General features: G+C 43.0%; 21 protein-coding genes, 1 tRNA gene and 2 pseudogenes. 16 read left to right on the forward strand and 8 right to left on the reverse strand.

The annotated features are described in order from the left end of the window. Nucleotides 1–27: 27 nt before the first annotated feature. Nucleotides 28–543, forward strand: a complete 516-nt coding sequence (locus PS053_RS16735; RefSeq protein ID WP_001374266.1) for a hypothetical protein — start codon at nucleotides 28–30, stop codon at nucleotides 541–543. Nucleotides 544–761: 218 nt separating this feature from the next. Here PS053_RS16735 and PS053_RS16740 read toward each other — a convergent pair whose 3' ends face one another. Continuing rightward, complete coding sequence (locus PS053_RS16740; protein ID WP_059236119.1) at nucleotides 762–1121, reverse strand: type III secretion system chaperone family protein; 360 nt, start codon at nucleotides 1119–1121, stop codon at nucleotides 762–764. Nucleotides 1122–1371: 250 nt separating this feature from the next. Here PS053_RS16740 and PS053_RS16745 point away from each other — a divergent pair, with 250 nt between their 5' ends. The 4 genes from PS053_RS16745 (at nucleotide 1372) to eae (ending at nucleotide 7556) form a co-directional block, all read left to right on the forward strand. Next, a complete protein-coding gene (locus PS053_RS16745; RefSeq protein WP_033803157.1) occupies nucleotides 1372–1983 on the forward strand; it encodes a type III secrection system effector, WxxxE family in 612 nt (203 codons plus the stop codon). A 446-nt stretch (nucleotides 1984–2429) separates the two neighbouring features. Continuing rightward, nucleotides 2430–4046, forward strand: a complete 1617-nt coding sequence (tir, locus tag PS053_RS16750) for a type III secretion system LEE translocated intimin receptor Tir (protein WP_256878757.1) — start codon at nucleotides 2430–2432, stop codon at nucleotides 4044–4046. A gap of 132 nt (nucleotides 4047–4178) precedes the next feature. Beyond that, the gene (gene cesT / locus PS053_RS16755; RefSeq protein ID WP_000098786.1) at nucleotides 4179–4649 is read left to right on the forward strand and encodes a type III secretion system LEE chaperone CesT; all 471 of its coding nucleotides are present in this window, start codon (nucleotides 4179–4181) and stop codon (nucleotides 4647–4649) included. A gap of 60 nt (nucleotides 4650–4709) precedes the next feature. Then, complete coding sequence (eae, locus tag PS053_RS16760; protein ID WP_256878756.1) at nucleotides 4710–7556, forward strand: intimin type epsilon; 2847 nt, start codon at nucleotides 4710–4712, stop codon at nucleotides 7554–7556. 378 nt (nucleotides 7557–7934) lie between these two features. Here eae and escD read toward each other — a convergent pair whose 3' ends face one another. Beyond that, on the reverse strand, nucleotides 7935–9155 hold the full coding sequence (gene escD, locus PS053_RS16765; RefSeq protein WP_256878755.1) for a type III secretion system LEE inner membrane ring protein EscD: 1221 nt from the start codon (nucleotides 9153–9155) through the stop codon (nucleotides 7935–7937). Between the two features lie 142 nt (nucleotides 9156–9297). Here escD and sepL point away from each other — a divergent pair, with 142 nt between their 5' ends. The 9 genes and pseudogenes from sepL to PS053_RS23090 all read left to right on the forward strand — a co-directional run. Beyond that, complete coding sequence (gene sepL / locus PS053_RS16770) at nucleotides 9298–10353, forward strand: type III secretion system LEE gatekeeper SepL (RefSeq protein ID WP_001273459.1); 1056 nt, start codon at nucleotides 9298–9300, stop codon at nucleotides 10351–10353. A gap of 57 nt (nucleotides 10354–10410) precedes the next feature. Further along, nucleotides 10411–10989: a type III secretion system LEE translocon filament protein EspA gene (gene espA / locus PS053_RS16775; protein WP_000381555.1), complete on the forward strand. Its 579-nt coding sequence runs from the start codon at nucleotides 10411–10413 to the stop codon at nucleotides 10987–10989. Between the two features lie 12 nt (nucleotides 10990–11001). Next, entirely contained in the window at nucleotides 11002–12144 is a 1143-nt protein-coding gene (locus PS053_RS16780; protein WP_000935770.1) for a type III secretion system translocon subunit SctE, read from the forward strand. Nucleotides 12145–12164: 20 nt separating this feature from the next. Continuing rightward, entirely contained in the window at nucleotides 12165–13109 is a 945-nt protein-coding gene (espB, locus tag PS053_RS16785) for a type III secretion system LEE translocon pore-forming subunit EspB (protein ID WP_001092012.1), read from the forward strand. A 6-nt stretch (nucleotides 13110–13115) separates the two neighbouring features. Then, nucleotides 13116–13523 (forward strand): LcrR family type III secretion system chaperone CesD2, encoded by a 408-nt coding sequence (gene cesD2 / locus PS053_RS16790; RefSeq protein WP_059271722.1) that lies wholly within the window; start codon nucleotides 13116–13118, stop codon nucleotides 13521–13523. A gap of 36 nt (nucleotides 13524–13559) precedes the next feature. Further along, nucleotides 13560–13781: a type III secretion system LEE needle filament protein EscF gene (escF, locus tag PS053_RS16795; protein ID WP_001053840.1), complete on the forward strand. Its 222-nt coding sequence runs from the start codon at nucleotides 13560–13562 to the stop codon at nucleotides 13779–13781. A 5-nt stretch (nucleotides 13782–13786) separates the two neighbouring features. After that, nucleotides 13787–14065 (forward strand): EscG/YscG/SsaH family type III secretion system needle protein co-chaperone, encoded by a 279-nt coding sequence (locus tag PS053_RS16800; protein WP_000245867.1) that lies wholly within the window; start codon nucleotides 13787–13789, stop codon nucleotides 14063–14065. Nucleotides 14066–14280: 215 nt separating this feature from the next. Next, nucleotides 14281–15036 (forward strand): annotated as a pseudogene (espF, locus tag PS053_RS16805) (type III secretion system LEE effector EspF); the annotation flags it as partial. Nucleotides 15037–15072: 36 nt separating this feature from the next. Further along, nucleotides 15073–15186: pseudogene (locus PS053_RS23090) on the forward strand (EspF repeat-containing protein); the annotation flags it as partial. A 314-nt stretch (nucleotides 15187–15500) separates the two neighbouring features. Here PS053_RS23090 and PS053_RS16815 read toward each other — a convergent pair. Next, nucleotides 15501–16085: a type III secrection system effector, WxxxE family gene (locus PS053_RS16815; RefSeq protein WP_256878754.1), complete on the reverse strand. Its 585-nt coding sequence runs from the start codon at nucleotides 16083–16085 to the stop codon at nucleotides 15501–15503. 197 nt (nucleotides 16086–16282) lie between these two features. On the opposite strand from PS053_RS16815, the gene PS053_RS16820 reads away from it, so the two are divergent. Further along, complete coding sequence (locus PS053_RS16820) at nucleotides 16283–16921, forward strand: DUF1076 domain-containing protein (protein ID WP_001145629.1); 639 nt, start codon at nucleotides 16283–16285, stop codon at nucleotides 16919–16921. Nucleotides 16922–17212: 291 nt separating this feature from the next. After that, the gene (locus PS053_RS16825) at nucleotides 17213–18577 is read left to right on the forward strand and encodes an EspK/GogB family type III secretion system effector (protein ID WP_256878753.1); all 1365 of its coding nucleotides are present in this window, start codon (nucleotides 17213–17215) and stop codon (nucleotides 18575–18577) included. Nucleotides 18578–19660: 1083 nt separating this feature from the next. On the opposite strand, the gene PS053_RS16835 is transcribed toward PS053_RS16825, so the two are convergent. The 5 genes from PS053_RS16835 to dcuA form a co-directional block, all read right to left on the reverse strand. Then, nucleotides 19661–19736: transfer RNA gene (locus PS053_RS16835), tRNA-Phe, on the reverse strand. A gap of 106 nt (nucleotides 19737–19842) precedes the next feature. Further along, on the reverse strand, nucleotides 19843–20418 hold the full coding sequence (locus PS053_RS16840; RefSeq protein WP_059236780.1) for a transcriptional regulator: 576 nt from the start codon (nucleotides 20416–20418) through the stop codon (nucleotides 19843–19845). A 36-nt stretch (nucleotides 20419–20454) separates the two neighbouring features. Further along, entirely contained in the window at nucleotides 20455–22152 is a 1698-nt protein-coding gene (gene dsbD / locus PS053_RS16845) for a protein-disulfide reductase DsbD (RefSeq protein WP_059236777.1), read from the reverse strand. After that, nucleotides 22128–22466: a divalent cation tolerance protein CutA gene (gene cutA, locus PS053_RS16850; protein WP_000883396.1), complete on the reverse strand. Its 339-nt coding sequence runs from the start codon at nucleotides 22464–22466 to the stop codon at nucleotides 22128–22130. The genes dsbD and cutA overlap by 25 nt, the downstream gene beginning before the upstream one ends. A gap of 113 nt (nucleotides 22467–22579) precedes the next feature. Continuing rightward, complete coding sequence (gene dcuA / locus PS053_RS16855) at nucleotides 22580–23881, reverse strand: anaerobic C4-dicarboxylate transporter DcuA (RefSeq protein ID WP_000961954.1); 1302 nt, start codon at nucleotides 23879–23881, stop codon at nucleotides 22580–22582. Nucleotides 23882–23912 lie beyond the last annotated feature (31 nt).

The following is a 23912-nucleotide window of genomic DNA, read 5'->3' on the forward strand; positions in this document are numbered from 1 at the left end:
GGAATAAGTTATATAGGGAGATGTATTATGTCGTCATCGTTATCAGGAATAATACTCAATACTTCGCTGACAAGTCACCATATGTCATGGGGCAAGTTTAGCAGAACTCTTCATGTATTGAATGAAGATATCGTAGATGAAATTCAGCTTAAAGCCCGAACACAACAACGCCACCATCGAGTATATTCAGAAATGGCGGATTACTCCGTTGTCTCCTTTCGGGGCAAAGAATATTCTGTTCGTTTTATTAAAGATTACAAAACAGATAATTATGTGTACAAAGTACAAAAGATGACTCAGGAAAGTGGGTGTCTCTCAAGATTATTTAGCTTTCTTTCTGGCGGTGTGACTAAGGCTTTGGAAAGTAAACTAAATGAGAGGCATATCACTCCACTTTCTCCAACCTGGTTTCCTCGAACTCCACTGGAGGGGGTCTTAACGGAAAGAGGATTATCTTCTTTATTACGTTGCGTACAGTCTACTGAAAACCTTGATTATAGTAATGCTATGATATCAAACTCTTTCTCTAACTCCGTAGTGTGATTATCATTTGAGCTTTCCTCCTGGTTTAACTCCAGAATAATTGTGATTCTGGAGTTTTTCTGTTTGTTTTATGTCGATAATACATTGTTTTTAGGAAAATATGGGATGAATATTCAGAGTGAGTTTGGCTGGCAGAAGTCAGAGATTCTGTGATGAGGAGGGGATTGAGCTGAATGGATGAATTCCTTCCAGCTCATAATTTATCAGGATAAAACATCTTACGACAATAAACTAATTACTTCATTCTTTAATAAATAACCGTTTTCCATTAAATTGATAAACTCTGTAATGTTAACCTTATCTGCAGGGAATGCAATATTCAAAAGTACGCTATCTTCTTTTAATGATAGAAAAAACATACCGAGTAGTTCTCGATTGCTATTTATTTCTAGTATTTTATCAATTTTTGAAGATTCATTATTGAATAAATAACAATAAAAAAACAGGACCTCAGATTGAGGCGCACACTCCAGTATCCATTCATGACCATCGTGATCATGGAAAGAGAGGGCGTTAGTTTGTTCTTCAAGAGTTATTCCGAACGTATGTGCAAGATCTGTGCGAAATTGTTCATTCATATTGTAGTCCTGTCATTCTTTCAATGAGGGGATGCTTAAACGTAATTAACTCGTGAGTTCTGGCACAAATAATAAGACGAAAATATAAGATGCGAGTAATAGTGTTGCATATTTATGATAGCATGTGATAAATGTAGTGCAACTACTTGTGGATAGTGCCGGAGGAAAATTTAAATATAAAACAATTATTGTTTTTAATGAAAATGAAAAATATTTTGTTATCGTTATATAATATATAAAGGTTTATTGTATGTTTAGTCCAATGACAATGGTAGGTAGATCGTTAGCTCAGGCGGCTACACAAACTCTTAGACCTGCGGTCACCAGAGCTGCGACACAAGCGGGGGTGGGAGCCAGTGGTATGAAGTTCGTGCCCATGCAGTCGAACTTTATGATTAATCATGGCAAACTGACTAACCAGCTACTTCAGGCCGTGGCCAAACAAACCCGTAGCGGTGATACTCAGCAATGGTTCAAACAGGAGCAAATTACTTATATATCCAGAACAGTAAACAGAGCTATTGATGACTATTGCATGAGTAATAATTCGGTAATTGGTAAGGAGACCAAAAGCCACATTTTCAAGGCTGTTGAAAGCACGATAAAGCAACCTCTCGATATGAATTGTGCACAAACGTCGATTGGCCATTTCTTACAGTCCAACAAATACTTTAATAAAAAAGTTGATGAGCAGTGTGGCAAAGGGGTGGATCCAATTACACGCTTTAACACCCAGACCAGGATGATAGAACAAGTCTCACAAGAAATCTTTGAACAGAAATTTGGTGGTTTGAAAGTTAGTGATATCAAAGCTCTGACTCAGAGCACGATTGCACAGCATGTACAGGATACTCGGTTGTAGGAATAACCTGTTTATATGCGTGTTGGGCATAAGTTAAGCTTCCTGGTGTATAGCGTAGTCTTTGCTGATGTAAGAAAAGGCTATATACGGAAACTTGATATACTATAAACTTCATTATTTATTAGATTGAAAAAAGTTATTTAATTGATTTGTTTTGTAATTTTAATGCTTCAATTGGATAAACATAAAATATAGCTTTATTTATAGTATGTTTTATTAAAGTTTCACGTGGCATTTATTTTTATATCGCATGATTATTTTCATTTAATTACACTGATGTGTATTTTTCTGCATTATTTTCTTGCATCAAAAATCAGACTGTGATTTATTTGGTCGATGTTATGTTCAGCCGTATATCGACTACGTACTGTATACCATTACATTATTATGTAATAGCAATATAAAGGATTATTATCTATTTACATAAAATAAAAAGGAGATATTTTATGCCTATTGGTAATCTTGGCCACAATCCCAATGTGAGAGCTTTAATTCCACCTGCTCCGCCATTACCTTCACAAACCGACGGTGCAGGAGGTGCCCGTAATCAGCTCATTAACTCAAATGGCCCGATGGGGTCTCGTTTGCTATTTACGCCTATAAGGAATTCTGTTGCCGATGCTGCTGATTCTCGTGCCAGTGATATTCCCGGACTTCCTACAAATCCACTGCGCTTTGCTGCGTCCGAGGTATCTTTGCATGGTGCGCTTGAAGTTCTTCATGATAAAGGGGGGCTTGATACTCTTAACTCTGCTATTGGATCTTCGTTATTCCGTGTTGAAACTCGGGATGATGGCAGCCATGTTGCTATCGGACAAAAAAATGGCCTCGAGACCACTGTTGTTTTAAGTGATCAAGAGTTTTCTAGCTTACAGTCCCTTGATCCTGAAGGTAAAAACAAATTTGTATTTACTGGAGGCCGCGGTGGCGCAGGGCATGCTATGGTCACGGTTGCTTCAGATATCGCCGAAGCCCGTCAGAGGATAATAGATAAATTAGAACCAAAGGATACAAAGGAGACGAAGGAGCCAGGGGATCCAAATAGTGGCGAGGGAAAAATCATTGAAATTCATACCTCAACCTCAACTTCTAGCCTCCGTGCAGATCCTAAACTTTGGTTGTCATTGGGGACTATTGCTGCAGGTCTGATAGGGATGGCTGCGACGGGTATTGCACAGGCTGTTGCGTTGACTCCAGAGCCGGATGATCCAACTACTACCGATCCTGATACTGCAGCAAGCACAGCTGAAGCTGCGACAAAAGATCGGTTAACGCAGGAGGCATTCCAGGATCCAGATAAACAAAAAGTTAATATCGATGAGAACGGAAATGCAATTCCGTCAGGGGAATTAAGAGATGATGTTGTTGCGCAAATAGCAGAACAAGCTAAAGCGGCGGGGGAACAGGCCAGACAGGAAGCTATTGAAAGTAATTCTCAGGCGCAGCAAAAATATGATGAGCAGCATGCTAAACGCGAACAGGAAATGTCTCTTTCATCGGGGGTTGGCTACGGTATTAGTGGGGCGCTGATTCTTGGAGGGGGAATTGGTGCCGGTGTTACTGCTGCTCTTCATCGGAAAAACCAACCGGCAGAACAAACAATCACTACACGTACAGTAGTCGATAATCAGCCTACGAATAACGCATCTGCACAGGGCAATACTGACACAAGTGGGCCAGAAGAGTCCCCGGCGAGCAGGCGCAATTCGAATGCCAGCCTTGCATCGAACTGGTCTGACACCTCCAGCACGGGCACGGTAGAGAATCCGTATGCTGACGTTGGAATGCCCAGAAATGATTCACTGGCTCGTATTCCAGAGGAACCTATTTATGATGAGGTCGCTGCAGATCCTAATTATAGCGTCATTCAACATTTTTCAGGGAACGGCCCAGTTACCGGAAGGTTAGTAGGAACCCCAGGGCAAGGTATCCAAAGTACTTATGCGCTTCTGGCAAGCAGCGGCGGATTGCGTTTAGGTATGGGAGGATTAACGGGGGGGGGCGAGAGCGCAGTAAGTACTGCCAATGCCGCACCAACGCCGGGACCCGCACGTTTCGTTTAAATATATCCGTGAGTATTTAGTTGAGGTCGGGAGGGGGGGAGTTTTACTAATATTAATGTTTCAGAGAATAAAGTTGCAGCATGGGCAACTCTTGAACTTCTGTAATTATAAATTCAATTAAGAGAAATTATAATGTCATCAAGATCTGAGCTTTTATTAGATAGATTTGCAGAAAAAATTGGTATTGGATCTATTTCATTTAATGAAAATAGATTGTGTTCTTTTGCTATTGATGAGATTTATTATATTTCGTTATCTGATGCTAATGACGAATATATGATGATCTATGGCGTCTGTGGGAAATTCCCGACAGATAATCCTAACTTCGCTCTTGAGATTTTGAATGCAAACTTATGGTTTGCAGAGAATGGTGGACCATACCTGTGTTATGAATCAGGAGCACAATCGCTGTTGTTAGCGTTACGTTTTCCGCTCGATGATGCTACACCTGAAAAACTTGAGAATGAAATAGAAGTCGTCGTTAAGTCAATGGAAAACCTGTATTTGGTATTACATAATCAGGGAATAACATTAGAAAACGAACATATGAAAATAGAGGAAATTAGTTCAAGCGATAATAAGCATTATTACGCCGGAAGATAAAAGATTATTTATTAATATAATTTACTATTCATTCTAACTCATTGTGGTGGAGCCCATAACATGATTACTCATGGTTTTTATGCCCGGACCCGGCACAAGCATAAGCTAAAAAAAACATTTATTATGCTTAGTGCTGGTTTAGGATTGTTTTTTTATGTTAACCAGAATTCATTTGCAAACGGTGAAAATTATTTTAAATTGAGTTCAGATTCAAAACTGTTAATTCAAAATGCCGCTCAGGATCGCCTTTTTTATACGTTAAAAACAGGTGAAACTGTTGCCAATATTTCTAAATCACAGGGGATCAGTTTATCGGTAATTTGGTCACTGAATAAACATTTATACAGTTCCGAAAGCGAAATGATGAAGGCTGGACCTGGTCAACAGATCATTTTGCCACTCAAAAAACTGTCTGTTGAATATAGTGCCTTACCTGTCTTGGGTTCGGCACCTGTTGTTGCTGCAGGTGGTGTCGCTGGTCATACGAATAAAATGACTAAAATGTCCCCGGACGTGACTAAAAGCAACACGACCGATGACAAGGCTCTAAATTATGCGGCACAACAGGCCGCGAGCCTTGGTAGCCAGCTTCAGTCGCGCTCATTGAACGGCGATTACGCGAAAGATACCGCTCTTGGTATGGCCAGCAGCCAGGCTTCATCACAGTTGCAGGCCTGGTTACAACATTATGGAACGGCAGAGGTTAATCTGCAGAGCGGTAATAACTTTGACGGTAGTTCACTGGACTTCTTATTACCGTTCTATGATTCCGAAAATATGCTGGCGTTTGGTCAGGTCGGGGCGCGTTACATTGACTCCCGCTTTACGGCAAATTTAGGTGCTGGCCAGCGTTTTTTCCTTCCTGAAAATATGTTGGGCTATAACGTCTTCATTGATCAGGATTTTTCTGGTGATAATACCCGTTTAGGTATTGGTGGCGAATACTGGCGAGACTATTTTAAAAGTAGCGTTAACGGCTATTTCCGCATGAGCGGCTGGCATGAGTCATACAATAAGAAAGACTATGATGAGCGCCCGGCAAATGGTTTCGATATCCGCTTTAATGGCTATCTACCATCATATCCGGCATTAGGCGCCAAGCTGATGTATGAGCAGTATTATGGTGATAATGTTGCTTTGTTTAATTCCGATAAGTTGCAGTCGAATCCTGGTGCGGCGACCGTTGGTGTAAACTACACTCCGATTCCTCTGGTGACGATGGGGATCGATTACCGTCATGGTACGGGTAATGAAAATGATCTCCTTTACTCAATGCAGTTCCGTTATCAGTTTGATAAACCGTGGTCTCAGCAAATCGAGCCACAGTATGTTAACGAGTTAAGAACATTATCGGGCAGCCGTTACGATCTGGTTCAGCGTAATAACAATATTATTCTGGAGTACAAAAAGCAGGATATTCTTTCTCTGAATATTCCGCATGATATTAATGGCACTGAACACAGTACGCAGAAGATTCAATTGATCGTTAAGAGCAAATACGGTCTGGATCGTATTGTCTGGGATGATAGTGCATTACGCAGTCAGGGCGGTCAGATTCAGCATAGCGGAAGCCAAAGCGTACAAGACTACCAGGCTATTTTGCCTGCTTATGTGCAAGGTGGCAGCAATATTTATAAAGTGACCGCTCGCGCCTATGACCGAAATGGTAATAGTTCTAATAATGTACAGCTCACTATTACCGTTTTACCGAATGGGCAGGTTGTGGACCAGGTTGGGGTAACGGACTTTACGGCTGATAAGACATCGGCTAAAGCGGATAACGTTGATACCATTACTTATACCGCGACGGTTAAAAAGAATGGTGTAGCTCAGGCTAATGCCCCTGTAACATTTAGTATTGTATCCGGGACTGCAACTCTTGGGGCAAATAGTGCCAGAACGGATGGTAACGGTAAGGCGACCGTAACGCTGAAGTCGGCTACGCCAGGACAGGTCGTCGTGTCTGCTAAAACCGCGGAGATGACTTCGCCACTTAATGCCAGTGCGGTTATATTTGTTGATCAAACCAAGGCCAGCATTACTGAGATTAAGGCTGATAAAACAACAGCGAAGGCAAATGGTTCTGATGCGATTACCTATACTGTTAAAGTAATGAAGAATAACCAACCAGAAGCAAACCATTCTGTTACATTCTCAACGAACTTTGGTAATCTGGGGGGAAATTCTAATACCCAAATTGTGAAAACGGATAAAGATGGTAGGGCTACGGTAAAACTGACATCTGGCGTTGCAGGTAATGCTATTGTTAGTGCAAAAGTCAGCGAAGTTAATACAGAGGTTAAGGCTCCTGAGGTAAAATTCTTCTCAGTTCTGAGCATTGATAGTAATGTTAATATTATTGGAACCTCTGCTACTGGCGCTTTACCTAATATTTGGTTGCAATATGGTCAGTTCAAATTGACTGCTAAAGGTGGTGATGGGAAATATCAATGGCGCTCTCAAGATCCAAAAGTTGCATCAGTTGATGCTTTAACTGGTCGAGTTACTTTGCTGAAGAAAGGAACAACAAAAATTGAAGTTGTGTCTGGCGATAATCAAACCGCGACATATACAATTAATACACCTGAGAAAATTATAACTGTAGAAACACAAAATAAAGTAATCTATAGCGTTGCTGAAGCAACATGTAGCACGAATAGTGGTCGCTTACCGTCATCTACAAGTGAGCTAAAGGACGTGTATAATAAATGGGGGGCAGCTAATCGTTATGAGGGCTATAAAGGTAAAACCACAATAACAGCATGGACCCAACAAACAGGGGATGATAAAATTAAAGGTTGGACTAGTACATTTGATTTAGTTACCAAAAATGAAATCCCTAGTAATGGAAGTAATAGTAAGGTCGACGTGAAAAAAGCTAACGCTTTTGCCGTCTGTGTAAGATGATCTTATAATCATTAATTAATGCCCAACTAAGATAGTTATCTTAGTTGGGCTTAATAGATATTTATTCAACCTTAATAGTTGTACCTTATTTAGGTAAATTTCTTTACGGCGAGACCATTATTGAATTGCTCAACTGCGCTTGTTTAATATTCTGTATAAATGCTTCTCTCAGAACTGCCCATTCTTGTGATAACCGAGCTCGATAATTAAATGGCTCATTATCATACGTCTGATCCCCTGGCGACATTCTCTGTTACTATGATAGCGACAGGATTGCTATTCACATTACTTTTCCAGCGTTCCTCACTAGAAAATTTGCTATTACTTCACCCTACAATAAATAAAAAACCCTCCGAAGAGGGGGAAAGTGATAATAAGTTAATAAGACAGTGGAATATGTATATATTCGTCTGGGCGGGAGATGTTGATACCGTCTTTAGGATCAATCGCGTCTATGACATAACCTCCTTTCAGTATGCTACCAATTCCCAGGCTTGTACCGTTATCAAGAGCAATTGTTGGATTCTTCATCGTGCCGCTGATTCTAAGTATTTTTCCGGGGAAAATATCTGCTGAAATGTACGGCTGAATGTTCTGAAATAGTATCTTGACGTTACTATTTTTGTTCATCGCATTTATAATGGCAAGGATCTTACTCTCGTTCTGTTGAGAAACCTCCCCCGCAACAATGATGACATCATTCTTTTTGAAAATATTGACATAGTTTATTAATTTATTCTTTTTGAACTCTGATGCTAGTTCATTGATTTTATTGTTACTGTTGTTATGTATTTCCCATCCAGCGACCCCTGGCGTATTCAGTAACAGATTTTCAACTTCGCTCCATTTTGGTGAAGGGGGAATGTATCCCGATAACAGGAAGAATCCAGGCTTATTACCTTTTGTAATGATGATATCCTTATAACCGTATTCCGTTAAAATATCATTAATTGCGGAGATGATTTGGTTATTGCAAATGATATTGTTGTAATAAAAAATATTTTTTTCTTTCAGGTAATTAAAAAATGGAGTTAAATCAGTGGTTGATTCGCAACGCCCATAAAGCGCGACATTTTTCCCATGCCATACCAGAGTGATTGCATGAAGTTTGTTTTCTTTTAGCTGCTGGTATACATCAGCTCTGGTAAACGCTGGGGGTTCAGCTTTTGGGGAAAGCAAAACGTAACTGCCGATGGCGCCAGACAACGCAATCGCAGCACCAATCACGCTAGCCAGGATAAGACGCTTTTTACGTCGATTTTTGGCAGAGAACCTTTCTGGCACATCAGACAATGGCAAGGTGTGGTCAATATCACCAATGATGAAGCAACATCCCGCTATATCGATGACCTTTCCGACAGGTAATGACTGTTCTGCTTCATAGGGGGTGGGCTGTCCATCAATCCAAAATTCAACCGGAGATAAAAGGAAAACACCTTCCTCACGTATATCAAGTAAAAACTGATTGAGGCCTTGTTCAAGGGGAAAATAAACAATATCGTTATCTTCTGTGCCTATCGTTAGGTTTCCCATCGGAAGTTGTAATTCCCGATTATGCATCGCACCATTGAGAAGTTTTATTTTATATGAGGATAACATTTTTAAATTTTATTCATCCTGGTGGTTGAACAATGAGAAAAAATATGGTGAACTTACATCAACTAAGAATAGAGTAGAAAGGAAGCTGTTGTACAGTACTATTTAATGGAATATTCATAATTAATGATTACGTGAGTTTCCAATGGCTAATGGTATTGAATTTAATCAAAACACCGCATCTGTTTTTAATTCTAATTCATTAGATTTTGAATTGGAATCTCAACAATTAACGCAAAAAAATTCTTCTAATAGTTATTCTCCATTATTAAATTTACAAAATGAATTAGCGATGATTACTAGTTCATCGCTTTCTGAAACGATTGAAGGGCTAAGCCTGGGATATCGCAAAGGCAGTGCAAGGAAAGAAGAGGAAGGTACGACAACGGAGAAGCTGCTTAATGATATGCAAGAGCTGCTTACTCTGACCGATAGCGATAAATTAAAAGAACTATCATTAAAGAACAGTGGGCTGCTGGAACAGCATGATCCTAATTTGGCTATGTTTGGTAATATGCCAAAAGGGGAGATTGTTGCACTTATATCTTCTTTATTACAATCTAAATTTGTTAAGATTGAATTAAAAAAGAAATACGCCAAATTATTATTAGATTTATTAGGCGAAGATGATTGGGAGTTGGCTCTGCTTTCCTGGTTAGGGGTGGGTGAGTTAAATCAGGAAGGTATCCAGAAGATCAAAAAACTTTATGAAAAGGCCAAGGATGAGGATTCTGAAAAGGGAGCCTCTTTACTTGACTGGTTTATGGAGATTAAGGATCTTCCAGAGCGTGAGAAGCACTTAAAGGTTATTATTAGGGCGCTATCGTTCGATCTGTCTTATATGTCTTCTTTTGAAGATAAGGTGAAAACATCTTCAATTATTAGCGATTTATGCCGGGTAATCATTTTTTTATCGCTTGATAACTATACAGATATTATTGCAATCTCTATTAATAAAGATAAAGATGTCATTTTAAATGAAGTATTGTCTATTATTGAACATGTATGGTTAACAGAAGACTGGCTCCTGGAAAGCCCTTCTCGGGTATCGATTGTCGAAGATAAACATGTTTATTATTTCCACCTATTGAAAGACTTTTTTGCATCATTACCTGACGCTTGTTTTATTGATAGGGAACAGAGAGATAATACATTATTAATGATTGGTAAAGTAATTGATTATAAGGAGGATGTTATTTGATATTGATTTTTTAATCGTTTTTGGTCTTGCTAAGAAAGATTATTAAGAGGTATATACATGGATACATCAACTGCAACATCAGTTGCTAGTGCGAACGCGAGTACTTCGACATCGACAGTCTATGACTTAGGCAGCATGTCGAAAGACGAAGTAGTTCAGCTATTTAATAAAGTCGGTGTTTTTCAGGCTGCGCTTCTCATGTTTGCCTATATGTATCAGGCACAAAGCGATCTGTCGATTGCAAAGTTTGCTGATATGAATGAGGCATCTAAGGAGTCAACCACAGCCCAAAAAATGGCTAATCTTGTGGATGCTAAAATTGCTGATGTTCAGAGTAGTTCTGACAAGAATAAGAAAGCCAAACTTCCTCAAGAAGTGATTGACTATATAAATGATCCTCGCAATGACATTACAGTAAGTGGTATTAGCGATCTAAATGCTGAATTAGGCGCTGGTGATTTGCAAACGGTGAAGGCCGCTATTTCGGCCAAATCGAATAACTTGACCACGGTAGTGAATAATAGCCAGCTTGAAATACAGCAAATGTCAAATACGTTAAACCTATTAACGAGTGCACGTTCTGATATTCAGTCACTGCAATACAGAACTATTTCAGCAATATCCCTTGGTAAATAACCGGAGATAACTATGCTTAATGTAAATAGCGATATCCAGTCGATGAGGTCTGGGGCCAGCGCTGCTACGGCTACTTCAGGTATTAATCAGCCTGAAGTGACTTCCGCGCTGGATTTACAACTGGTTAAATCCACGGCCCCATCAGCAAGTTGGACAGAAAGTACCGCTTTACCAACGCCACCGGCAGGCCACTCATTAGTGACGCCCTCTGTTGCTGAGGATGTCCTGAGTAAACTGTTTGGTGGTATTAGTGGTGAAGTTAGGAGTCGAACAGAGGGAACCGAACCACAGCGCAGCACTCAGAATGCAAGCTCTGGCTATCCTTATCTTTCTCAGGTGAATAACGTTGACCCTCAGGCCATGATGATGATGGTCACCCTGTTATCCCTGGATGCTTCAGCGCAGAAAGTTGCGAGTATGAAAAACTCCAACGAGATCTACACGGATGGGCAAAATAAGGCGCTGGATAATAAAACGCTGGAGTTTAAAAAGCAGCTCGAAGAACAACAAAAAGCCGAAGAGAAAGCACAAAAAAGTAAAATTGTTGGTCAGGTCTTTGGTTGGTTGGGCGTCGCGGTAACTGCTATTGCAGCTATTTTTAACCCGGCACTCTGGGCTGTTGTTGCCGTTAGCGCAACAGCAATGGCACTGCAAACTGCAGTTGATGTAATGGGCGATAAGGCCCCGCAGGCGTTAAAGACAGCAGCGCAAGTCTTTGGCGGAGTATCTATTGCTGCAAGTATTCTGACAGCCGGCATTGGCGGGGTGTCTTCACTTATGTCTAAAGTTGGCGATGTCGCTAACAAAGTTGGTTCAAACATCGTGAAAACAGTTACTAAACTGGCCGATGTATTTGTTGAGAACGTTGTTTCAAAAGTTGCGGCAACGGCAAATGGATTTACGACCTCTGCACGTTCTATTGGGACAACTGTGCTGAATAATGATTCTGCGCAATACAGCATATTGGCTCAGTTATCTGCTTATGCGGTGCAAAACTTAACTCGACAGAGTGAAAACCTGGGTGAGAGTGCGAAGGTTGAGCTGGATAAAGCTGCAGCCGAGTTGCGAAACCAGGCAAGCTATTTACAAAATGCCTCTCAGTTAATATCCGACTCAGCACGAGTAAATAGCCGTATTGTTAGTGGTCGAGTTTAATTATTAAAGAGAATTTAATTATGAATACTATTGATTATACTAATCAAGTAATGACGGTTAATTCTGTTTCGGAGAATACTACCGGCTCTAATGCAATTACCGCATCTGCTATTAATTCATCTTTGCTTACCGATGGTAAAGTCGATGTTTCTAAACTGATGCTGGAAATTCAAAAACTCCTGGGCAAGATGGTGCGTATATTGCAGGATTACCAACAGCAACAGTTGTCGCAGAGCTATCAGATCCAACTGGCCGTTTTTGAGAGCCAGAATAAAGCCATTGATGAAAAAAAGGCCGCTGCAACAGCCGCTCTGGTTGGTGGGGCTATTTCATCAGTATTGGGGATCTTAGGCTCTTTTGCAGCAATTAACAGTGCTACGAAAGGCGCGAGTGATATTGCTCAAAAAACCGCCTCTACATCTTCTAAGGCTATTGATGCGGCTTCTGATACTGCGACTAAAACGTTGACTAAGGCAACGGAAAGCGTTGCTGATGCTGTTGAAGATGCATCCAGCGTGATGCAGCAAGCGATGACTACAGCAACGAGAGCGGCCAGTCGTACATCTGACGTTGCAGATGACATTGCCGATTCTGCTCAGAGAGCTTCTCAGCTGGCTGAAAACGCTGCAGATGCCGCTCAGAAGGCAAGTCGGGCAAGCCGCTTTATGGCTGCAGTAGATAAGATTACTGGCTCTACACCATTTATTGCCGTTACCAGTCTTGCCGAAGGCACGAAGACATTACCAACAACGGTATCTGAATCAGTCAAATCTAACCATGAGATTAGCGAACAGCGTTATAAGTCTGTGGAGAACTTCCAGCAGGGTAATTTGGATCTGTATAAGCAAGAAGTTCGCAGAGCGCAGGATGATATCGCTAGCCGTCTGCGTGATATGACAACAGCCGCTCGCGATCTCACTGATCTTCAGAATCGTATGGGTCAATCGGTTCGCTTAGCTGGGTAATTGATCATGGTCGATACGTTTAATGATGAAGTGCTTAATCACTATCTTGAACAAAAAGGGTACACAATACAGAAGGAGTTTCTTTGTGGCAGTGCCTTTTTTATCGGATGGCGGATTGAGACCTCTTTTTTCTCATTAGCGTACAGACTTGATGAACAAGAACTGATTTTGTGCTCTTTTGAAGCACGTAACCAAACAGGGCTTAACAGCCCTGTTTTATCACTGACTCGCTTGCTCGAAGAGTTGTACCACCATTTTTCGGGTATTAAGAAAATCAGTGCGATGAAATCTAAGATTGGTTCAGATTCAGAACGTCAAAAGCGCGAAGAGTTGTTTAATTACTTCATCAGAAAGGGCGCTGTGCAGCAAGAAACAGAAGACGGAATTTGGTTCGTAATGAATGTAAATAGTTAGAAATTTTTATTTTTATTAACTATTGAGGAAAATTTAATGAATTTATCTGAAATTACTCAACAAATGGGTGAAGTAGGTAAAACGCTGAGTGATTCTGTGCCAGAGTTACTTAATAGCACCGATTTGGTTAATGACCCTGAAAAAATGTTAGAGCTGCAGTTCGCGGTTCAGCAATATTCTGCTTATGTCAACGTAGAAAGTGGAATGCTGAAAACGATAAAAGATTTGGTCTCAACCATTTCCAACCGTAGCTTTTAATTTTTATGGTTAATGATGTTTCTGCCAACAAGATACTGGTGTGGGCGGCTGTAGCTGCGGCAAATCATAAGCTTCCCAAATATGCAGAATCAATCCTGAATGTATTGCCGCAAATTATACCCGATAAAAAAGATATTGCACATTTAGAATTTATTATTTTATATGGATTAAATAGAAAAAATGATGCGGTAAAGGCTCTGGAGGACTTTATGGATGATGAGACAAGCCAGTTGTTATGCAGCCTGGTCCACGAGAATAATAGAAGCTGGACACTAATGTTTTAATCTCATATTGAGTTTAAATAATTGATAAATTTCATTTTGGTATGCTATAAATTTTAACAGAGATATTTATAATACCTTAATGAAAAATATAGCTGTACGAAAGTTTCTATGTTTCCATGTGTGTTTGATTTAATAGTTTATAGTCGTTAACTATTTTTAATTTTAATATAAATCAATAATTATTCCTGTTAATTAGATATAAAAAGGCATGAATTATGCTTAATGGAATTAGTCAAGCTGTTTCTACACTAGGACGGCATATTACTAGTGCGGCAAGCCGGGTAAGCTCTGCGGGGTTATCTGGCTTTTCAGTGTCCCCTCAGGCTGTTCGTCTGAATCCGATTAGGGCTCAATCTCCTTTTTCTCCCGGTACGTCGAATATCAATGCGAGAACGACTTTTAATGTGAGTAGCCCGGCGACTTCATTTACTCCCTCTCGTCCGGCCCCACCGCCGCCGACAAGTGGACAGGCTTCCGGGGCGTCCCGCCCTTTACCGCCCATTGCACAGGCATTAAAAGATCACCTGGCTGCCTATGAAAAATCGAAAAGCCTTGAGGCTTCAGGTCTTAAGCCAAGCCGCCCGGCCCCACCGCCGCCGACAAGTGGACAGGCTTCCGGGGCATCCCGCCCTTTACCGCCCATTGCTCAGGCACTAAAAGATCATTTGGCTGCCTATGAAAAGTCGAAAAGCCTTGAGGTTTCAGGCCTTAAGCCGGCCCGCCCGGCCCCACCGCCGTCGACAAGTGGGCTGGCATCCGAGGCATCCCGGTCTTTACCGCCCATTGCTCAGGCATTAAAAGATCATTTAGCTGCCTATGAAAAGTCGAAAAGTCTTGATACTTCAAGCCTTAAGCCAAGCCGCCCGGCACCGCCGCCGCCGACAAGCGGGTTGGTATCTGGGTCATCCCGGTCTTTACCGCCCATTGCTCAGGCGCTAAAAGATCATTTGGCTGCCTATGAAAAATCGAAAAGTCTTGATACTTCAGGTCTTAAGCCAAGCCGCCCGGCACCGCCGCCACCGACAAGTGGACAGGCATCCGAGGCATCCCGGCCATTACCGCCTATTGCTCAGGCATTAAAAGATCATTTAGCTGCCTATGAACTGTCGAAAAAGGCATAAAAAGTAGATTTAAAATTATTAATTACTGTTGATTGTTTAGAGAGTTAAAAGATAAAAACCGATATTAAGTTGCATTGTGATAAATGTGATTGGCAATATCGGTTTTTATTGAAATAAATATTGTAATAAATGATGAAAGAGGGGAATAGAGCAAGAGGGGGGTGTTTCGTTAACCAGAGCCTGTAATTTTTTATCCATAAATTTACCGCTATTTGATGTTGGATTTGACATATCAACATCAGGCAACGACACAACTCTATGTACAGGCTCTTATAGGTATTTTTTTTCTGGTTAGCGTTAAGGGGTATCTCTATTTATGCCGATATGACGCTGGCAGCCATAATATATCTGGGGATGTCATCTCGTAGCTGTTTGATGTCAACATCTGGACTAATATGCTTTTGGAAGAATTGGTCTGCGAGTTGATTGGCTATTACATCCATTGTCTGGTTCTTTACTTCTCTACTCACTCCCTTGCAAAGCATATTTATTTTATCACCGAAACGGCCATTTCCTATTATGAGATGGTTGATAGAGCTTTGCGCTGCTATGATATTCAACTTGAGACTGTAATCCTTTTCAATGAATTTAAAAACTCTTTGCCGTACTTCACTGGAAATGTTTCTGCTATTTTCAGCACAATATTTATCAATTCCCTGGTTGATCACGCGAGATGGGTAAACTGTCTGTTCATCTCTTTTCCAGGCATTAATATCTTTGGTGCTTTGTCGGGCGACGGAGGTCAAAATTCGGTTGTTCAGCGTATTAGTGGATAACTTGATAGTCCTCTGACCCATTGAACATCGCAGGATATCATCAGATTTCCTCCAGCAGGAGTGTTTCTGGATAAAGCTTATACCAAATGAGTTGAAGGGTGTTCCTGATATATTTGCTGGCATAGTAATTCCTTTTATTTGTCAATATTTACAATGTAGCAAGTTTATAATTATTTTAGTATCGCAACGCTTTGGTGTAAATAATGATAAGTCAATAATTGATGGTATGTTGCCAAAATGTTTTGTCTGTTTTATTTTATGTGTGGATGTTTATTTGTTGTTGGCCTGGATAAGCTAAATACATTACAGAGGGAGATAATATGCCCGTCGTATTAAATATCTCAGATGGAAGGGCGCTGCCTGAAAGTGAACTGGAAGCTCTGCGTAATATAGCAAGAAGCAATCAGAGTGATACTCTGATTGTGGGAAGTCGTAGTCTGAGGCTGCACCATGTTTCATTTATGGATGCTTTTAGTGTGGAGCCGATTCAGGGCAGTCTTCTTGACCGTCTTGGAGGGAGGTGTCGTCGCCTTGCAGAGAGTCTGGAGAGACAGCTTAATCATGGCAATACTTTCCTGCAGGCGTTCAGTTTATATATGGAGCAGGTTCGTTTAACCCCATTCTGGTTGGAAGGGGGCAGAAATGCAGTGCAGACCAGAATTAATTCTCATGCATTTACCGTCAATCCTGGAGATTTTCCTTGCTGTGAGCAACATCTGAGTTGCCCGATAACATTATGTATACCAAAAACAGGCGTTTTTGTTAAAAATGCACTGCATTCAAAAGTCTGTTCTTTATACGATAAGGATGCCTTGTCTGAGGCTATCCGACACAATGTTTTTCATCCCCTCAGTCGTGAAGCGTTTTCTCCAGAAATGATCGTTGGCAGAGAGGAGTGTTATTTTGATCTAACTGATCAGCGTTTCTGCATCATTTCCGGGCAGGATGTACGTTTTTGAGTGGGGGATATTAATACAGACTGAGTTGTACTGACTGCTGCTTTTTTATTCGTCTTCGATTGACAACATTATTTTGCTGGTTGTTAGAATCCGGGTCAGATTGCTGGGTTTATTCTGGAATGAACATGTAGTAACTGTACTTGCTTTTCCAGCGTGAAATAGCGTCTGTAATGATGCCTTTTCGCCATCGGGAAACCCTGGATACAGGCTCTCTGTATGAAATTTGTCAGGTAAGCTCCTCGGATGGGGCTTACCTTATAGTGATTTATTTTCTGAAAATGGAATTTATTGATGCTTTCCACATCACAATTAAAATTGTCAGGGACTGCCTGTCATCATATTACTGAAACACCCGCAAGCTTTAAAAGTGAAATTACGTCCCGGCAACTGGAAGATGCACGGGAAAGTGGTTGTCTGCATATAAAAAATTGTGACATGGAGTTCTTGCCTCATTTACCGGAAGAAATCACAGCGATAACAATAGAGAACTGTAATAAGCTGACCGGTCTTACAGGGCTACCGGTCAATATAAAAAGCCTGTCCATTATTAATTGTGAGAATCTGAAAGTCAGTGAACTGCCGCCGACAGTAAGAGAGCTACGTATTGAATTGAATAATTCGTCTTTTGTACATACTGTTCCAGAGGGCGTTGAGCATTTGAAACTTGGTCACTGTCAGGTATCGGGTGTGCCTGATAGTGTCCGGTCTCTTGAGTTGACGGGTAGGGCTGCGGAGACGCTTACCGGCGTACCATCAGAGTTGTGTTCTCTGAGTATCCGGGATTATAACCCGGAGTATCAGGTCAGAATCGATAATTTTATATCCCCTTCACTGCAGATGTTGTCTCTGACGGGTTGCAGTAATATCGTGTTGCCGGAAAAACTCCCAAAAGGGATGGTGTCAGCAACCATTTATACAGAGCAGAAAACGACATGGAATATCGTTGCTGAAGGATTTCCCGAAGGGATGGATCTTGATTTACAGAATGTACAGCTTTCTCCAGATGTGATTAAAGAAAAAAATATTACTTTTCAGGGCTATGCCATGGAGGCGGCTTTACATTTTCGTCCAGGGGATATTGTGTATGGGCTTTCGGAACCCAGAGGAAAAGTTGTTAATACAATAAAACTGGTTAATGATTTTTCTAAAAAAGATATTTTAATACAGAATACGTTAACAAGTGCTGTATGGGATTATAAATCTCCTCGGAAATATAAGAAAGACGCTCTTATCAAGAGAGCATTAAGTGAGTCTGATAGAGGAATTAACTTTAAGCAGTATTTGAAGAACCATAGTAAATATAATGTCACTATGGCCGATCTTTCTGTGTGTAATCGTGACAAGTTATGGGCAAAAACCAGTAAGGCTGGCCTGGAGTTTCAGTTATTAGTAAGGAACAAAATGGTGCATTTTTGTGCCGATGGGCTTGTCGATACTCTAAAAAATATAGCCAATAAGGGGGATGTTTATGGGCAAAGTATTACAGCCAGTGAGTTGCGATGGATTTATCGTAATCAGGATAATGAGCAGATAATGAAAAATATAAAGTTTTATCTACGTGGGAAAGAAGTTCCGGCAGAGAAAATTTTAGGCATGCCAGAATGGAAAGATTATCATCCGAAACGTTCTGGATTGATATCTGAATACTCTAAATAATGCACTTCTATTATGACAGTGCATATCAGTAAAGTAATATCGGCAGGAGATAAAATTATGCCATTGTCAATCGGAAGTTGTTTTTCATGTCACACAGGACGTCGACCAGAAATATCTGATCCAATAATTGATAAGCCATCAACTAAAAATTGTGAACTGATATCAACAACATGTAATGTGGATGGTATAACGGTTATATCCAGAAGCTCTTATGGTTTTGATATGAAGCCACCTGGTGCGGGGGAGCGAGCTCCACGGCTAAAATTGTCGGCCTCAGAAGCTCAGTGGATGGCAGCAATAATAGATGCAGAGGGGCGTAATATAAGCAACACCTGACCATTTACTCAGTGATGTGTTAAACCCGCTCTGACTCTGAGGGCTGGCGGAGTTTGTACACAGATTGTGCCGTTGCCTGATGTTGATATGTTCAGCTCAGCATCAAATGAAGGCGATTATGGACGAAAAACGGACCTCCGTGGAGGTCCGTTAATATGAGTCAGGTGCCTGATTCGGAATCGAATTAAGGATTCATTAACACGGCAATGAAATCACCAAATAACAGTAAGTTACCTTTACACTTCGATTCCAAATGTACCACTATTTTGTACTGTTCAAGTCGTATTACTTCTGATACATCATTTTATGATCTCGTGGAGGACAGAGGATTCTGGTAAGGGTAAGAAGCGAGAAGGAAAGAAGAGTCTGTTGCAGGTGAACGGAGTGGTGAAGAGCCCCATGTCAATGGCGTATCAGGTTTTCCCGCTTGTTATTGAAGATTTTCCCACCTTATTCTCCGCGACAAAATCACGTTAAGACCTGCGGATTAAGGCGAAATGATAACTCTCCTGTTTCCCCGTGTTTTCTACTTCATTATGAATGTTCTGAGAAAAGGGAACCGTAGAAAGACCGTAGTAGTAGAGTAAGGAAAAGGCACACATCATAGGATGTTGGGGTGTCTAAAAGTAACGAACATCGGCGAAAATGGTGAGAAATACAACAAACAAATAACGTGTTGCAACGACCGGAAATCTACCGTAGTCAGAAAAGAAAAAAGCCCCGCTTTGCAGCGAGGCCTTATGAATTTGGTGCCCGGACTCGGAATCGAACCAAGGACACGGGGATTTTCAATCCCCTGCTCTACCGACTGAGCTATCCGGGCAACGGGGCGCATTAAACCGTAATCCGTACATCTCGTCAACCTAATTTCAGAAAAAGTGATTCAACTGCTTAAGATTGCGGCAAAATGCCTGTTTTCTGAGTTTTGGTCAGGTCAATGCCCCGCCCTGGCGGCAGCGAGCGAAGCGCAGGATATCTTCCGCCAGTCGGTGTGCGGTGTCGACATCTGCCTGGCTACGATTCACCAGCATACGACTTAAACACCCTTCCAGCACCAGTTCCATCTGCCTCGCAACCATTGCGGGATCATCAACTTCCAGCGTGGTTAGCAGTTCATGGGTGAACTCATAAGCCGCGCTTTTTTGCTGATTGGCCAGTTGATGAATAGGGTGCTCTGGATCGGGATAAAACGTACAGGCAGCGATAAACAGGCAGCCCGGATAGCGGTTGTTTTTCACGCACTCTGATAACGCCGGGTAACGTGCCAGCAGTTTTTGCTCTGCGGATTGCGTTTCGTCCAGCATCAGTTGACGACGCCAGGCATCGATTTGTTGGCTAAGATAGCGCAGAGCGTCATAGAGGATCGCCTCTTTGTCCGGCCAGAAACGCTGGATCTCCTCCAGAGGATAATCCACACGTTCAGCAACCATCTCCAGCGTGGTGTTGGCAATCCCTTGTAGTTCTAATAATTTCAGGGTTTCTCCCAGAACATCTTCACGTTGCACGCTATTTTCCTCCGTCTTTCCCACTGCAAGTGTTGTTCACGGTTGGCGATCGCGCAAATGCGCGCTGAAGGTTTCTGCATCCATAAAGCCCGTGACGCGTGCTTGTGGATGCTCCTGGCCTTGTCCGTCAAAAAAGAGAATTGTCGGCAGGCCAAGGACATTCAGATGCTTTAATAGCGCCACATCTTGTGCGTCGTTGGCGGTCACATTAGCCTGAAGTAAGACTGTGTCTCCCAACGCTTTTTGCACTTGCGGGTCGCTGAAGGTGTACTTCTCGAACTCTTTACAGGCAACGCACCAGTCGGCATAAAGATCTAACATCACCGGCTTGCCTTTGGCTTCGGTGAGCGCGTGATTTAACTCATCCACTGTTTTGATTTGTTTAAAGTTGAGATGTGACTGAGATTGCACTGTATTGGTGGCGCCAAATGCCCAGTCCTGTAGCGGACGTACACTAATCAGTGCCGCTGCCAGCAGGATAATTTGTACGATACGCATCCACCCGCGTTTGGCTTGTAAGCTGGTGACAAAGCCCCAGCCAAAGAATGCGACGCCAAGCGCCGACCACAAGCGTAATCCCCAGACATCGCCAATCACTCGCTCCAACAGAAAGGCTGGCAGTGCGAGGATCACAAAACCAAACGCGGTTTTGACCTGTTCCATCCACGGACCGCTTTTCGGTAGCAGGCGGTTGCCGAAGACGGTAATTAGCATCAGCGGCAGGCCCATGCCCAGCGCATAGAGGTAAAGTGTGCCGCCGCCCAGCCACATGTTCCCACTTTGGGCGATATACAGCAGAATCGCGCTGAGTGGCGCGGTAGTGCACGGTGAACAGATCAATCCGGCAATTGCCCCCATAACAAACACACCGCCGGGTGAGCCGCCTTGTTGGCGGTTGCTCATTAACGTGAGGCGCGTTTGTAGCGAGGAGGGGAGCTGTAAGGTGAATAAGCCGAACATCGACATCGCCAGCAAAGTAAAAACGATGGCCAGGCCGATAAGCACATAAGGATGCTGTAGCGCCGCCTGGAACTGTAATCCTGCGGCGGCAACCACCAGACCCAGCGCCGTGTAGGTTAGCGCCATCCCTTGAACATAAATAAAGGCCAGCGCCAATGCTCTGGCGGTCGATAATCGCTGTTTACCGCCCAACACGATGCCGGAAATCAGCGGGTACATCGGCAACACGCATGGCGTAAAGGCGATACCGATACCGATCAACAACGCCCAGAGCGCAGAAAAGGGGAGTTGCGCGGCGGTTTGCTCTTGCTGCGGAACAGATACCGGTTGTGGCGTCACGCTGTTGGCAACCACTGCGCTTAACGGTACGGTTTTGGTCTCAGGCGGATAACAGAAACCCGCGTCAGCGCAGCCCTGGTAAGTAACCGTTAATGTTGCACCAGGTGTTGCCTGGTTGATCGTGACGGGGAGCGTCAACCGTTTACGGTAAATCTCGCTCTTGCCGTAAAACTCATCCTCATGCCAGACGCCCGGCGGCAACTGCACGTCAGCAATCTTCGCCTGCTCCGGCGTGATGCGGATCTGTTTACGGTAGAGGTAATACCCGTCTTTGATCTGCCAGGTCAGATTAAGGTCATGTTGGTTTTGCTGAAAATCAAAAGCAAAGGCTTGATCCGCAGGGACAAATTGTGAACGTCCCGGCGCGTCGAATAATCCGGCAAAAACGGAAGTGCTGCAAAGTAGCAGGATCAGCGTAAAGATGCGTTGAGCCATGAGAGGTAATCTGTGTCTCCGAGTGTAACAGGTAAAACCAGAAGCTCCGGGGTTTGATACGGATGGTGAGACTTCAGGCATTCCAGCAGCGCCTGCTGGTGAGATACGGTAGTTTTAAATATCATCTGCACTTCATATTCTTGTTCCAGCTTACCTTCCCAGTAATAGAGAGAGGTTGCGCCGGGGATCAAGGTCGCGCAGGCCGCCAGTTTCTCCGCCAGTGCTTTGGCGGCTAAATCCTGGGCCGTCGCTTCATCAGGCGCGGTACACAGCACCACGACAGATGCGGCATTCGAACTTTTTTCATCAAGCATAAACACCTCGCAAGAACAGATGAAACCGCAAGAGAGGTCACTATACAACGGACGAAGGAAGGATGTTAGTCGGCGAGAAAGAAAGCGGGGCATGAATGCCCCGCGATTTGTCATTACAGCATCACGCTGCCCAGCAGGAAGCCGAAGCAAACGGCCAGAGCAACACCCAGAGTTCCCGGGATAAAGAACGGGTGGTTGAAGACGAATTTACCGATACGGGTTGTACCCGTGTCATCCATCTGTACCGCAGCAACCAGCGTCGGATAGGTCGGCAGAATGAACAGACCAGATACGGCAGCGAAAGATGCTACAGCGGTCAGTGGAGAAACATTCAGCGCCAGAGCCATCGGCATTAGTGCTTTTGCGGTTGCAGCCTGAGAGTACAGCAGAGCAGAAGCAAAGAAGAAGATGACGGCCAGCAGCCACGGATGGCCCTGAATCACTTCACCTGCGGTATCTTTGATCCAGTCGATGTTGTTGGAAACGAAAGTATCGCCCAGCCACGCAACACCCAGGATACAAATACAGGCGCTCATACCCGCTTTGAAGGTGCTGGAGTTGAGGATGTTGTCGGTGTCCACTTTGCAAAGAACGGTGGTCAGGGTTGCAACACTCAGCATGATGATCAGGATTGCGTTGGTGGTGTTCATCAGCGGCTTCTCAACCAGTCCCATACTCGGGCTGTTGACAATTGCATAGATAACCACGCCAACTACGCCCAGCAGGAACAGCCAGACGGATGCTTTCGCGCCTTGTTTGATTTCAATCTGCTTCTCACCGCGCAGCTCAACCAGGCCTTCTTCCAGACGCTTGCGATAAATCGGATCGTCAGACAGTTTGGAGTTGAACAGCATGGTTACCAGGAAGGACATCACCAGAACCGCCAACAGAGTGGATGGGATGACCACAGAGAGCAGATGGAGATAGCTGATGCCATGACCTTCCATCACGGAAGACATGTAAACGACTGCTGCAGAGATTGGCGATGCGGTGATCGCAATCTGTGCGGAAACTACCGCTGTAGATAACGGACGACAAGGTTTAACGCCTTGTTCCTTCGCAACTTCAGCGATAACGGGCAGCGTTGCCAAAGAAATGTTGCCAGTACCTGCAAAAATAGTCAGGAAATAGGTCACGATTGGTGCAAGGATCGTGATGTATTTCGGGTTACGGCGCAGCAGCTTTTCTGTCTGATGAACCAGATAGTCCAGACCGCCAGCAACCTGCATGGCAGAAATTGCGGCGATAACCGCCATGATAATGGAAATGACATCGAACGGGATGTTACCAGGTTTGACGCCAATAGCGGCAAGAACCAGTACCCCCAATCCGCCAGCAAAACCAATACCAATTCCCCCGAGTCTGGCGCCCAAGAAGATCGCCAGCAAAACGATGATGAGTTCTACAACTAGCATATTAGCCTTCCTTGTTTTTTAACAAGTTGAT

The sequence above is a fragment of the Escherichia albertii genome (genome assembly GCF_028622335.1).
GTDB classification, from domain to species: Bacteria; Pseudomonadota; Gammaproteobacteria; order Enterobacterales; family Enterobacteriaceae; genus Escherichia; species Escherichia albertii.

Bases quoted from the DNA above. Each gene is read 5' to 3' on its own strand.
- dcuA (WP_000961954.1), bottom strand. From the start codon at position 23,881: ATGCTAGTTGTAGAACTCATCATCGTTTTGCTGGCGATCTTCTTGGGC.
- espB (WP_001092012.1), top strand. From the start codon at position 12,165: ATGAATACTATTGATTATACTAATCAAGTAATGACGGTTAATTCTGTT.
- espA (WP_000381555.1), top strand. From the start codon at position 10,411: ATGGATACATCAACTGCAACATCAGTTGCTAGTGCGAACGCGAGTACT.
- cesT (WP_000098786.1), top strand. From the start codon at position 4,179: ATGTCATCAAGATCTGAGCTTTTATTAGATAGATTTGCAGAAAAAATT.
- escD (WP_256878755.1), bottom strand. From the start codon at position 9,155: ATGTTATCCTCATATAAAATAAAACTTCTCAATGGTGCGATGCATAAT.
- PS053_RS16780 (WP_000935770.1), top strand. From the start codon at position 11,002: ATGCTTAATGTAAATAGCGATATCCAGTCGATGAGGTCTGGGGCCAGC.
- tir (WP_256878757.1), top strand. From the start codon at position 2,430: ATGCCTATTGGTAATCTTGGCCACAATCCCAATGTGAGAGCTTTAATT.
- PS053_RS16735 (WP_001374266.1), top strand. From the start codon at position 28: ATGTCGTCATCGTTATCAGGAATAATACTCAATACTTCGCTGACAAGT.
- PS053_RS16800 (WP_000245867.1), top strand. From the start codon at position 13,787: ATGGTTAATGATGTTTCTGCCAACAAGATACTGGTGTGGGCGGCTGTA.
- dsbD (WP_059236777.1), bottom strand. From the start codon at position 22,152: ATGGCTCAACGCATCTTTACGCTGATCCTGCTACTTTGCAGCACTTCC.
- PS053_RS16745 (WP_033803157.1), top strand. From the start codon at position 1,372: ATGTTTAGTCCAATGACAATGGTAGGTAGATCGTTAGCTCAGGCGGCT.
- cutA (WP_000883396.1), bottom strand. From the start codon at position 22,466: ATGCTTGATGAAAAAAGTTCGAATGCCGCATCTGTCGTGGTGCTGTGT.
- escF (WP_001053840.1), top strand. From the start codon at position 13,560: ATGAATTTATCTGAAATTACTCAACAAATGGGTGAAGTAGGTAAAACG.
- PS053_RS16820 (WP_001145629.1), top strand. From the start codon at position 16,283: ATGCCCGTCGTATTAAATATCTCAGATGGAAGGGCGCTGCCTGAAAGT.
- PS053_RS16825 (WP_256878753.1), top strand. From the start codon at position 17,213: ATGCTTTCCACATCACAATTAAAATTGTCAGGGACTGCCTGTCATCAT.
- PS053_RS16815 (WP_256878754.1), bottom strand. From the start codon at position 16,085: ATGCCAGCAAATATATCAGGAACACCCTTCAACTCATTTGGTATAAGC.
- eae (WP_256878756.1), top strand. From the start codon at position 4,710: ATGATTACTCATGGTTTTTATGCCCGGACCCGGCACAAGCATAAGCTA.
- cesD2 (WP_059271722.1), top strand. From the start codon at position 13,116: ATGGTCGATACGTTTAATGATGAAGTGCTTAATCACTATCTTGAACAA.
- PS053_RS16740 (WP_059236119.1), bottom strand. From the start codon at position 1,121: ATGAATGAACAATTTCGCACAGATCTTGCACATACGTTCGGAATAACT.
- sepL (WP_001273459.1), top strand. From the start codon at position 9,298: ATGGCTAATGGTATTGAATTTAATCAAAACACCGCATCTGTTTTTAAT.